Below are 12,595 nucleotides of genomic sequence, written 5' to 3' on the forward strand. Positions count from 1 at the left end.
CAAATGTTAATGGATACGAAGTCAACATCATCAATCTTTGTAGTGAACTTAAAAACAAAGAAAGATGAAGAACTTTTCAATTACCACCACACAAGGATTTAATGTAAATAAGATTAATCCACTATGGTATCTCACAATTGGGGTAGCTACCATGGCCCTAACTCACATGACCTTTAGTATTGAAGTCATGGCTTGGGTTTCAAGTGTTCCATTTTTAATTTATCTAAGTCTCACACAAGGCTGGAAGTCAAGATTAACCTTTTTCCTTGCTTTGGTTTTGGCTTGGTCCTTTGTTGTAACGAAGATTATTAGCGATCCAATTCCACTGGCGCTGGTCTTCCTCTACTCTATTCCAATTAGTTTATTTCACCTGCCGGGATACTTGATCTGGAGCAAATTTAAAGATCAGAAATATGCGCTGTTTCTATTTCCTGTCATCATGGTCATTATGGAATGGATTCAATACACCTTTACACCTCTTGCCAGTTGGGGAGTAGCTGCATATACCATGCACGACAATGTATCGCTTATTCAAACAGTATCTTTGTTTGGGTTGGCTGGTCTAAGCTTTCTGATTTATTGGGTTAATGTCTCAATTGCCAATATTATCATTAAACGAAAAATCTCTATCCCAACTTTTCAGCTTCCTTTAATTATGCTGTGCCTTTTTATTGTATTTGGCTCCATCCGATACGATATGAGCAAAGCCAATGGCAGCGACACTATAACTGTTGCAGCAGTTGGAACAGACTCGGAGGCAAGTGGTTTACCATTGCCAACTAAGGTAAGAACTGAACAGACTAAAACTGCATTATTTAAACGAACCAAAACTGCAGCGGAAGGTGGTGCTAAAATAATATCGTGGAACGAAGCTGCTATATTTATAATGCCTGAAGATGAGAAGGAATGGATTAACTCCATCAGGGAATTAGCCGCTGAACTCAATATCACTTTGGTCGCTTCTTATGTGTCGCCTATTTCACAATCTCCCTTGAGGTATGAGAATAAGTACCAGTTTATCGATTCGTCAGGAAACATTACGCATACATACCTCAAGCATCAACCCGTACCGGGAGAACCCGCTGTGCAGGGAAAGTCGCCTTTAAAAGTTGCTGATATAAAAGGAACAAAAGTCGGAGCCGCAATTTGCTATGATTATGATTTTCCGTATCTGGCAAAAGGATATGGTGAATTAGGGGCAGATATGGTTATTCTTCCGTCAAGTGATTGGAGAGGCATTGACCCACTGCATACGGAAATGGCAGCCTTTAGAGCTGTTGAGCAAGGTCACTCGGTTCTTCGTTCAACGCGTTTTGGGCTCTCTGCAGCAATTACACCATACGGTGAAATGGTTTCACAAATGAGCAGTTTTGACAACAATGATAAAATCATGTATTCACAGCTACCTACCAAAGGTGTCACTACATTATACTCAGTTATTCAAGATAGCTTCGTCTACCTGTGTATTGGATTCTTATTGTCGTTCATGGCTATTGCGTCTCGATCAAAAAATAAATAAAAACCTACAACAATAGATGATTGATTTAAATAGAAGTATGTTACTATTACTTGCTACAACTAAACCTAAACTGCATTAAAACGCAGTTTAGCCAAATCCTTAAACACCCATCTTTAAGTAAGTATCGCCATATAACCACGGCATCAAGCGGGCGCAACTCGCCCTGACCTTGCTTGATTTTAAGATTTAAGGTCATCTACAATTTCAGGGATAGCATTGAGCCGCTTATCCCGAAGGCCGTTCGGCACCTCTTCTGCAAGACATATAAGACAATTTTTTGTTCTGAATTTAGTACATTAAACAGGATAATAATTAAAGATTTCACCCATGTCTCACATTAAACTTGACCAGGATATTAGGTCACTCTCCGATTTTCGAGCAAACGCTGCATCTTATATAGAGCGTGTCAAATCAAAACGCCGACCACTTATTCTTACACAGCATGGCAAAAGTTCTGCCGTATTAATTGATGTAGAAGATTATCAAAAAATGTTGGATAAGATTGAGTTATTGGAAGAATTATCTGCTGCCCGAAAGGAATTAGATAATGGAGAAGGAATTAGTCATGATGAATTTATAGGCAAACTGAGATCACAATATTCATCATGAAAATTATTTGGTCGCCAACGGCAAGATACAAAACCAAAGAAATTCTCGAGTACATTTCTGAAGATAATCCGGATGCTGCTTTAACTCTTATTGATTTGATCGAGGAGAAAGTTGAAAATTTAAATCAAAATCCAGAGTCAGGAAGAGTGTTTCCACCAACAAATAATGACAAAATTCAAGAACTAATTGTCCATGAGAATTATGGGGTTATCTATGAGATCAATCCCGACCTAATTGAAGTTTTAACAGTTCGTCATTTCCGCCAAGATTTTTCGAATTATAAATTGTAATTCCTTCGGTGCCTAACAAGGCGTTTTAAATTGAACGCGGACCTGCCTCAGCCGGCAGGCATTCGAGGTGCGATGGAAACTTGCTTGCCAGAGATTAATTTTGCTACTTCTTCGAGTCACTCCCATTTCTGTTTTACCTGATACAAACAACAGCCTGACAAGGATTACCAATGGATAATGCAAAAATAACAGGTAGTGCCCCCATATTGTTGGTTAAAGATGTTGAGAAATCAGCCAATTATTATCGTGATAAAGTTGGCTTCAGCTACGACCGGTTTTGGGGTGAACCTCCCGGATTTTGCATTCTTCATCGTAATGGATTCAACCTGATGCTCAGCCGGGTCGAAGATGAACGCCATATCGTTCCCCACTACAAAGTGGTTCACAACATGTGGAATGTTTACTTCTGGGTAGATGACGCCAAAAAGTTCTATGATGAGCTGGTGGCATCGGGTGCTGAAATTGACTACCACCTGGAGGAAAAAGACTATGGCTGCCTGGAGTTTGGGATTCAGGACCCGGATGGGTATGACATTGCTTTTGGACAGGAGCTTTGATGCAATTGCTTAATACATGCACCTGCTGGCTAATATAAGATTAGGCTAAAAAGTAAACTGATCTCTTCAAACAAATAAAACAACCTGCAGGTAAGGTGCGTACACGTTCGAAACGTGTATAGGAAATTCATGGCATTCTTCACTTCTAAAAGAGAACGAAACCTTTGGCTCTGCACATTCTGTGTAGTATCTGCAATATATGCCACACTTGGGCTCTCGTCGATACTGGCTGATATATTCTATAACGAACTCTTCGGTATTATACTCTTCCTCACATGTATGATACTCATCGGCGTCATATTACTTACACAGGGACTTCAACTAAAACCTCATGGGTTTGATATTGGTATAGCAATCGGAATTTTTGTTGTTTACTTATTCATGTTCTTCAGAATGGCTATTCCTGAACGCAGCCATCTTATTGAGTATAGCGTATTGGCTGTCTTTATCTATGAAGCACTATCAGAGCGCCGGCATAACGGTCGGGGCCTTAAATTCACTGCAACAGCGGCTATTGTTATGACCTCGCTGATTGGAATATTTGATGAAAGCATTCAGATATTTCTACCCAATCGTGTATTTGATCCTCAGGATATGCTCTTTAACATGCTTGCAGCAACGATGGCTGTACTATCCGTATCCGGGTTAAGATGGTTTATTCTGTGGAGAAATAGGAATCGACAGCAGCGATAAATCAAGTGTTGCAGCGTACAATTGGTGTCAATTCCTATAAAAAAGTAATCCGCCGCCGCGGGTTCCCACAATGAATTCAGCAATGCCGTCGCCGTTTAAATCAGTAAAATGAGGGGCTGTGAGCTGGGCTGTAGCTACCTCAAAGGGCATCGGCTTTTTTGTGAACTGAGGCAGCTCTGGTGTCCCGGTGTTTTCAAAAAACACAATACCTTCGATTTTACTCCCTGAAAATAAATCAAGATCCCCATCTCCATCTATGTCATAAAAAGCAGGGGCACTCCGGTGCTGAACTTCCACATTCGGGAAAGCGTCATTCTCCAAACTAAACTCCGGGCTGCCTTCCGATCCAATGTTACGAAAGAGCTGTAGTCCGCCGCCTGACTCCCCCACTATCAGGTCAAGATCTCCGTCGGCATCAATGTCGGCGAGAGTAGGCACGGCATTACTGCCTCTTTCCAGTTCGGTGATGGTTTGGGTTTCAAGCTTAAATCCAGTTTCGGTATTCGTAAACAAGGCAATGTTTCCCTTCCAGTTACCAAGCAGAAGGTCATCCAGTCCGTCGCCATTCAAATCAGCCAGCACAGGCGCGTAATGATAAGCGGTGGGTAGATCCAAGGTTCCGGTCAGGTGAAATTCCGGAGCTGAGGTTGTGCCCCGGTTTTCAAATCGGTAAATAACGGATGTGTTTTGGTTGGAAGGATCGATCTTATTGGCCAGCAATAAATCCATATCTCCATCGCCATCCAGATCACCGGTGGCCGGAATGCTCTCATCTCCTACATCGATCATATCAATAAACTGTGTGGTTTGGAGGCTGAAATCCCCTTTCTCTTGTTCAAAGAAATACAGGTTGTCACTAAGGGTAAGGTTGGCATTGTAGGCCCCGCCCAAAACGCCCAGAAACAGGTCCACATCGCCATCCCCTTCCCAGTCGGCTAAGGTTGGAGCATTATACCCGCTGGTTTGAACCGGATTGGAGGGCGGAAACGGCTTGGGCTCGCCCCTGAAATCCGGATTTTCACACGTGCCGGTATTCTCTATAAGCAGAATACTCGGCTCAAAAAAATCACCCCAGAATAAATCCTGATCACCGTCCGAATCAATATCCATAAAAGCCATGGTGTTAGCCCCGTGCATGGTACCGAACTGTTTTACGATCTCAATGTCTTCAAACCGCTTGGTTAGCAGTTTGAAGCGCGGAATTTGGTTTTCATCCCTGCCTACTGATTCGTATCGCGCCAATGTACCATCCAGACTTCCTATAAACAGATCCAGGCGACCGTCGCAATCTATGTCAGTAACATTGGGGATATTCTGGCGGTCAGAGAAGATAGGCTCACCGTTTACATCCTTCAGGGAATCAGCGGCCAGCACAAAATTTGGATTTTCAGCATCACCTTCATTGCGGTAATAGCGGATATAGCTGTAGGGCTGTTCGGCCAATAAATCAAAATCTCCATCCTGATCCATATCCACAAAGCGAAACCACTCCCCGATGTCCAGGTTCTGGAATTTATTGGATCTCCACTTTAACGGACTTTTAGCATTGTTACCAAGATGCTCAAAGTAGATCAGCTCATCCGTCTGCTCCTGCACAAAAAAGTCAGGATCGCCATCACCGTCTATATCAGCAAATTGAGGCCTTGGTGCATTAGAACCGCCAATAAAGGGATGGTCGATAGCTGTTTCGTCTTCTGCATATACCACAAAAGGGTTGATGTGTTGTCGGTATCCCTCTGATTCTGAGTTGCTTGTTCCGGTGTTTTGCAGCGACGTACAGCCGGTTATCAGAAACAAAACGACAAACGGTAACAGAACCAAAGAATAATCAGGCATTTCCAATCTGAGCTTTTGAAGTATATTCATCACCAAATGCGGGTTCCTATTCCGGTTGAATTCATGCCGGTTTCTATGACTTTTTCAATCGTCAGCGTTTCTGTATTGATGATAACCACCGTTCCGGTATGTCCATCTTCTTCAGAACTGCCCTCGGGCTTATACGTGCCATCCATATTGTTATTGGTCACATATAAGTACTTGTCATCCGATGAAAGCACGGCTCCGTGAGGCTGAGCCAAGCCGTTTCCTTCAATAACCTTTTCAATTTTCTTGTTTTCCATATCCACAACGGTGACGGTATGGGCGCCTTTATTTCCAAAATAGACCCGCTTGCCATCGGCAGAATACACCGGGTGCCAAGGCTGTGCATGCACGGAAATGGTATCCGTCAATTGGGGCTTCAGCGGGTTTGACAGGTCAAAGACCAGCAGTTTACCCGAAACCTGACCGGTTGCCACCATGGTTTGTCCGTCCGGTGAAATAGCAAAATTCACCAATACGTGGTTGTTTCCCTCCAGCATGGTGAGTTCGGTTTCCCCTGTATCGTTATTTCTTGCCAGAATTTGATTAGCAGATAAACTCGCTATATAAGTGAATTTACCATCCGGCGAAGTTGCAAGAGCGTGAGGTCTGGAGAAGAATAAATCCACTTCTTCCTCAACATTCATATTTGCCCGACCTATCAATCCAAAACTCTGAGGCGGGTTCACGGCACTCATCGACCGGCCTACAAAAAGGAGATCTTTGTTTGGGTGCATGGCCATCAGTCCCGGAACTTCCAGTTCGGCTTCATCCACCAACTCATTATCACGATTGAATTTCAATACTTTATTTTCGCCAATCAGCGTAACATACCAGTATGTGCCATCGGAATCGGCTATAGCATGATGCGGTTTGGCGTTTTTAGAAAAACCGAGTTTCTGCAGGTCGATGGTTTCTACCAGAGAATTTGTTGCCACATCAAGAACCGAAAGCGTTGCCTCCCCCTGGTTACAGACATAAATCCGCTGCCCTTCCGTGCTTTGTTGGGCGTGTAAAGCTGTTCCCAAAAAAGCTGAAATGGCAAATATACTTATCACTGATAGTAACTTGTACACTGACTGCATTCGAACTCTCATTAAGTTTTAGATTGGTTATAAAAGAAAAGGCAACTTCATGTTGATCTCAGATGAGAATACATAAAGTTGCCTGATCAAATTTATTGTCTTTTACTGGTTGATCGCCTGCTGGTTTGTTTCCAGAATAAACAATCCTTCACGTCCACTGGTCATAACTACTACACCACTCTTGAAGTACGGGTAGTTACTCCACGTTCCGGAGAAACCGGGGGCGTCTTTGGTGAACGGATGCGTATCAAAGTGACCTACTCTCTGTGGATTGGCAGGATCGGTAACATCAATAACCTGTAATCCACTTACATAGTTAGACTGGTACATCATATTGTCTTTGATATAAAGGTTGTGGTCAGAAGATGCGTTTTCAATTAAATACTCACGCACAAACTGTGGATCATCAAGGTCAGTTACATCCCAAACTATGGTTCGGGTTTGGTCTACTTTACCCATCAATTCATCCAACTCATCATTCTGGAAGAAATAGCGGTGATCTTCTGTCAACCAGCCCTGGTGTACATATCCGTAATCAGGATAAGAAGCAGTAGAAAGTGCAACCGGATTTTCTTTGTCGGTTACATCCGCAATGCTGATGGCGGTTTCGTTTGCACCGATGCAGATTTCGCTGCCTTTGTGTTCCTCATCCGGTCCGTCATAGATTACGCACTGAGCATCGTGAGAATACCCGGTTCCGCTTCGGCCTGTTGAAGGATCAGAAAAGCATCCTGCAAAAGTCGGGTTAGCCGGATCCTGAATATTCACCATATGCAGTCCGCCACCACAGGTTTGTCCACCGCCACTGCTTCCAACAATAAAGGCATAACCGGATTCTTCATTAATAACTACGTTGTGGGCACTGTGAATTTTGTCGTAGTGATTGGTTTCTTCAAGCTGTAATGGCTCTCCGGCAAATTCACGCAATTGGGTCATGTCAAGCACCTGCATTCCATGTTCTCCGGCACCGTCTGCCACTACATAAGCGTGGTTTTTATACACTTTGATATCTCTCCATACATTGGCACGAGAGCCTTCGGTCATAGGCAGGTTTCCAACATAAATAGGATTAGCCGGGTCACTTATATCTACAAAAGAAGTCCCTTCATTTCGGCCTACAATTGCATATTCTTTTTCGGTGAGCGGATCAGTCCAACCCCACATATCGTTGAGACGAACTCCTCGCTCACCGCCAATAGCACTTATTGGCATGAAGGAAATCAGATCAACATTGCTACATCCGAATTGATCGGCTTTACCGTCGCTGCAATCAATGCGTCCGTTAGTAATTGGTTTCAGGACGTTACCGCTTTTGCCAATTACGAGGTTTTGAGTGGTCCACATTCCTTCTGCGTTTCTTTCGAGGATGGCTGCAGATCCGGCTCCGTAATCAGCTCCCACCAATCCGGCTACCGCAACATTACCTTCCACATCCAGCGTACCTGAGAAATAATCTCCTTTTTCCTGATCAGCCATCGCCATCTTGGAGGCTCCACTCCACATGCCATTGTCGTCCATATCAAACTGATAGATGGTTCCTCTTCCATCATTGGCATTCGGAGCTCCTATCCATACCCCTGATTCCACAAATGTGATAGACCCGCCAAACAGATATCCGGCCTGACCGTCAAAGGCTACCAGGCGTCCGCTTTCATTCCACATTCCATCTTCGTTACGGTAAACAAATACGGTTCCGGATGCACCTGCATTTCTCGGAGCACCTACCAAAATTTGATCTCCGTGAATGGCAATGGCATTACCAAACTGACTTCTCTGTGTGGTTTGATCGCTTGTCAGAGTTGCGGTGTGATTCCAGCTTCCGGAGCCATCGTTATTAAATACGTGAACGGTTCCTCCATCTCGCTGTGGAGCACCAACTACTAAATTCATTCCATCTACTGCCAGACTTGAACCAAAGTTTGAACCAGCTGTATCGGGATTCATAACGCTGGCAACTTCCATCCACTGACCGTTGTTGGCTCGGCGATATACAAATACCGCTCCCTTGCCATTTCCGTGATCAGGAGCTCCAACATACGCATGATCTCCTTTGAGCACTACACTTGAACCCAGCGAACTTTCAACGGTGTCAGCCGGTAAAGTAAACTGCCCGATCTGTGTCCAGCTTCCTGAATTCGATTGTTCAAACACAAAAGCCGCTCCGTGGCCGTCATTCATATCCGGAGCGCCAATCAGTACATATTTTCCATCGGCTGAAACCGAGGAACCGAAACCGTCACCAATCATACCATTGTCGGCCATTAGCATGGTTTCTTGTGCCCACTCTTCGCCGGATTTCGCAAAAATATAAACCGCTCCGGGCTGGTGATTATTAGACGGTTCACCGATAAATACAAAACCATTTGAAATAGAAACTGCCTGGGCAAAGCCAAACATAGCTTCAGATTCCCCATCGGGAGTAGTCTGAGCCTGTGCCGTAAACAAGGCAGTGGTTAGAAATAGCAAAAATAAACTCGAAAGTCGTTTCATGGAATCTTTGATTTGTTAATACTCAGGTAAAAAACTTAGCAGGGTGAATATAGTACCTGCTTGTGAAAAATCCAGAAAATAGAGAAAGGGGAAACATTTTTTAAAGAATGCCTCCCCTTCCGATAACGTATGGTTTATTCTTCAGTGCTTTTGAGCAGCGCCCAGGCGGTGGCTCCGATAAGCGCTGCCGTTCCGCCTAAGATCAGCGCCAGGTTTACATCCCGCTGAATGCGCTCAGCCTTAGATAAATAGTCGGACCCAATTCCTTTCTTTGCAATAATACCTTCCAGTTCTTTCACTCTGTTCTGTAATTCTTTCTTCGTTTTATTCTTCAAGCTCATAACTTCGATTGTTTTGATTTGACTTATAAATCTTTTTTGAGTGCTATACTTAAAACATAGAACCCCGTGCTTTTGTTTCATCATATGTTTTTTTGACAAAGTGAACCCGAGTAATGTTAGTAACGGTTTATTTAGAAGATGGATATAGCCTTTTTAAATCTACACTCGTTCAACCTGAAACTTTCCTTAACAAATAAGCATTTCAATTCGCAGGCAGAGATGCTATATTCCCAACCCCAAATTTGAACCTCAAAAAAGACAAAATGAGCGTATTAGTTGGAAATGATACCCGCCTGATTGTACAGGGATTTACCGGAAGCGAGGGTAGCTTCCATGCCGGACAAATGATGGAATACGGTACCAACGTTGTTGGTGGTGTAACTCCCGGAAAAGGTGGACAGACCCATTTAGACCGACCTGTTTTTAATACTGTGGCTGAAGCCGTAGATGAAGTTGATGCCAACACTTCCGTTATCTTTGTGCCTCCTGCATTTGCAGGTGATGCCATCACGGAAGCTGCCTTTGCCGGCATCAAAGTAATTATTTGTATTACTGAAGGCATCCCGGTTAAAGATATGATCGTGGCCAAGCAAATTGTAAACAGTCATGGTGCCACTTTAATCGGCCCTAACTGTCCGGGTGTTATTACTCCGGGTGAAGCTAAAGTCGGCATTATGCCCGGCAGCATTTTTACTCCGGGTAAAGTTGGGTTGATTTCCCGCTCCGGTACGCTCACTTATGAAGCCGTAGATCAGCTGACCAAAGAAGGACTCGGCCAAAGTACCGCTATCGGAATTGGTGGTGACCCGGTTATCGGAACCACGCACCTTGATGCCGTTAAAATGCTGAATGACGATCCCGATACAGACTCCATTGTACTGATTGGTGAAATTGGCGGAACGGCTGAAGAAGAAGCTGCGGAGTGGATCAAAGATAATTGTGATAAGCCGGTTGTGGCATTTATTGCAGGTTCAACAGCGCCTCCTGGACGACGAATGGGGCATGCCGGTGCCATTATTTCCGGCGGTAAAGGAACCGCTCAGGAGAAAAAGAAAGCCCTGGCTGAAGCGGGTATCACCGTTGTTGAAAGCCCGGCTGAAATTGGCATCACGCTGAAGAAAATGCTGGAAACAGCGTAAACCATTTCTTTCCTTTAGAATCTAAGCCTCTTCCCTTTTTGGGATGAGGCTTTTTTTTGTGTCAGAAAATCTCTTTCGATTCATTGGGAATGGCAATACTTTATCCGAAAGAACACAAACCTGATCTGCAATTATGAAATTTCTCTCTTTAACCTCAGCCATCTCTATTTTCATCGCCCTTTTAACCTTACAAACAATGCAGGTAGAGAAACCTGAGATAATTACCAAAGATCAATGGGGGGGTGAAGCCCCCGTCGGCGAGAAAGAAACTCATGAAATTAAGTATGTCACCATTCACCATGGCGGGGTGGAATTTGGTGAGGACAAAGACCCAATGGAATACATGCGTAACCTGCAGAAATTCAGCCAGGATGATAAAAACTGGATGGATATCCCCTATCACTTCTGCATCGACCTGGATGGTAACATCTACGAAGCCCGCCCTTTGCAATACCCGGGTGATACAAATACAGAGTATGATCCAACCGGACATGCCCTAATTAATGTAATGGGCAATTATGAAGTGCAGAAAATCAAGCCCGAGCAGATTGAGGCCATTGCTCATTTAAGTGCCTGGTTAGCACAAGAATATGAAGTACCCACCGATTCCATCGCTACCCATAAAGATCATTCTGACCAAACGGTATGTCCCGGCGAAGATCTGTATAAGTATTTTGAAGACGGCACCATTATAAACCGTATCGAAAAGTTGTTGAAAGAATAAAGTACAGGTTTATATAATAGTTCCGTCCGGGATCACCGTGTTCTTTTTCACAATCACAATACCATCGCGTACGTAGTGGTATTTGTGGTCGCCATCTTCGAGGTGGTTTCCTCCTACAATGCGTACATCATTCCCGATACACACATTTTTATCGATGATACAATTGCTGATGTAGCACCTTCGCCCGATTCCCATGGCCGGCTTTTCGGGCCCGGCATTTTCAATCACATCCCGATCCTGGAAATAGTCGTTACCCATAATAATAGAATACTCCACCGTACTTCCTTTCCCGATGCGGGATCGAATTCCAACCACCGACCGAACAATGCGGCTGGCTTCTATGATACACCCTTCGGCCATCAACGCATGCTCGAGCGTTGTGCCCATCAATTTTGAGGCCGGAAGCAAACGGGCGCGGGTATAGATAAAGTTGTCATTGTCGTAGAGGTTAAAATCGGGCACGGTATCAGCGAGGGCTAAATTTGCCTCAAAGAAAGACTGAATGGTACCAATATCTGTCCAGTAACCTCCATATTCATAACTGACAACTTTCTTACCGCCTTCCACGCATTTTGGAATCAGCTCTTTACCGAAATCAGTAGCATCCGGGTTGTCATCAAACAGCTTCTTCAGCATTTCCCGATTGAAAATATAAATACCCATGGATGCCAGGTAATCCTTGTCTTGCTTTTTGTACGGCTCCGGTACTTCCGACTTCCACTTGTCAAGCTCATCAGTAGATGGTTTTTCTACAAAATCTTCGATCACCCCGTTCGCATTGGTCTTCATAATTCCGAAACCGGTTGCATCGCTGGCATTTACCGGGATGGTGGCTACGGTAAGGTCAGCATCTTTCTCTTTATGCCGCTGCAGCATCTTGCTATAATCCATCTGGTACAGTTGGTCACCCGAAAGAATCAAAACGTGATCATGCTCATGGTTTTCCATGTGGTGAACCGATTGGCGTACCGCATCTGCGGTTCCCTGGAACCAGTCGGTGCTATCCGGCGTTTGTTCGGCGGCCAGGATATCCACAAAACCACTGCTGAAAGCGTCAAAGTTATAGGTGTTTTTAATGTGGCGATTCAGCGATGCAGAATTGAATTGGGTCAGCACATAAATTCTGCGGATATCCGAATTCAGGCAGTTTGAAATGGGAATATCGACCAACCGGTATTTCCCGCCCACAGGTACAGCGGGTTTGGATCGGTGATCGGTTAACGGGAATAACCGGGTTCCCCGGCCTCCGCCTAAAATAACTGCTATAACTGATGACCTTTTCATATTG

Annotated in this window: 12 protein-coding genes; 7 read left to right on the forward strand and 5 right to left on the reverse strand. The window is 44.2% G+C overall.

All coding sequences use genetic code 11. From position 1 onward, the window contains the following. Positions 1–64 precede the first annotated feature (64 nt). The 5 genes from NM125_RS01355 (at position 65) to NM125_RS01375 (ending at position 3,668) form a co-directional block, all read left to right on the forward strand. Complete coding sequence (locus NM125_RS01355; RefSeq protein ID WP_255132102.1) at positions 65–1,519, forward strand: nitrilase-related carbon-nitrogen hydrolase; 1,455 nt, start codon at positions 65–67, stop codon at positions 1,517–1,519. 327 nt (positions 1,520–1,846) lie between these two features. After that, positions 1,847–2,128, forward strand: coding sequence for a type II toxin-antitoxin system Phd/YefM family antitoxin (locus NM125_RS01360; protein ID WP_255132104.1), 282 nt, complete (start codon positions 1,847–1,849; stop codon positions 2,126–2,128). Then, positions 2,125–2,418: a type II toxin-antitoxin system RelE/ParE family toxin gene (locus NM125_RS01365; protein WP_255132105.1), complete on the forward strand. Its 294-nt coding sequence runs from the start codon at positions 2,125–2,127 to the stop codon at positions 2,416–2,418. Before NM125_RS01360 ends, NM125_RS01365 begins: the two co-directional genes overlap by 4 nt. 170 nt (positions 2,419–2,588) lie before the next feature. Then, positions 2,589–2,975 carry a VOC family protein gene (locus tag NM125_RS01370; RefSeq protein ID WP_255132107.1) on the forward strand — a complete coding sequence of 129 codons (387 nt, stop codon included), beginning with the start codon at positions 2,589–2,591 and terminating at the stop codon, positions 2,973–2,975. Between the two features lie 129 nt (positions 2,976–3,104). Continuing rightward, complete coding sequence (locus NM125_RS01375; protein WP_255132109.1) at positions 3,105–3,668, forward strand: VanZ family protein; 564 nt, start codon at positions 3,105–3,107, stop codon at positions 3,666–3,668. A 27-nt stretch (positions 3,669–3,695) separates the two neighbouring features. Here NM125_RS01375 and NM125_RS01380 read toward each other — a convergent pair whose 3' ends face one another. The 4 genes from NM125_RS01380 to NM125_RS01395 form a co-directional block, all read right to left on the reverse strand. Continuing rightward, positions 3,696–5,534, reverse strand: a complete 1,839-nt coding sequence (locus NM125_RS01380; RefSeq protein WP_255132110.1) for an FG-GAP repeat domain-containing protein — start codon at positions 5,532–5,534, stop codon at positions 3,696–3,698. Then, positions 5,534–6,613 (reverse strand): YncE family protein, encoded by a 1,080-nt coding sequence (locus NM125_RS01385; protein WP_255132112.1) that lies wholly within the window; start codon positions 6,611–6,613, stop codon positions 5,534–5,536. Before NM125_RS01385 ends, NM125_RS01380 begins: the two co-directional genes overlap by 1 nt. Before the next feature lie 102 nt (positions 6,614–6,715). Next, a complete protein-coding gene (locus tag NM125_RS01390) occupies positions 6,716–9,103 on the reverse strand; it encodes a choice-of-anchor B family protein (protein WP_255132114.1) in 2,388 nt (795 codons plus the stop codon). A gap of 134 nt (positions 9,104–9,237) precedes the next feature. Beyond that, positions 9,238–9,444, reverse strand: coding sequence for a hypothetical protein (locus tag NM125_RS01395; RefSeq protein WP_255132116.1), 207 nt, complete (start codon positions 9,442–9,444; stop codon positions 9,238–9,240). 263 nt (positions 9,445–9,707) lie between these two features. On the opposite strand from NM125_RS01395, the gene sucD reads away from it, so the two are divergent. Together sucD and NM125_RS01405 are read left to right on the forward strand one after the other, a co-directional pair. Further along, complete coding sequence (gene sucD / locus NM125_RS01400; protein WP_255132118.1) at positions 9,708–10,583, forward strand: succinate--CoA ligase subunit alpha; 876 nt, start codon at positions 9,708–9,710, stop codon at positions 10,581–10,583. 196 nt (positions 10,584–10,779) lie between these two features. Further along, entirely contained in the window at positions 10,780–11,307 is a 528-nt protein-coding gene (locus NM125_RS01405) for a peptidoglycan recognition protein family protein (protein ID WP_255132119.1), read from the forward strand. 9 nt (positions 11,308–11,316) lie between these two features. Here NM125_RS01405 and NM125_RS01410 read toward each other — a convergent pair whose 3' ends face one another. Continuing rightward, complete coding sequence (locus tag NM125_RS01410; protein WP_255132121.1) at positions 11,317–12,591, reverse strand: glucose-1-phosphate adenylyltransferase; 1,275 nt, start codon at positions 12,589–12,591, stop codon at positions 11,317–11,319. Between the last annotated feature and the right edge of the window lie 4 nt (positions 12,592–12,595).

The organism is Gracilimonas sediminicola (genome assembly GCF_024320785.1).
GTDB lineage: Bacteria > Bacteroidota > Rhodothermia > Balneolales > Balneolaceae > Gracilimonas > Gracilimonas sediminicola.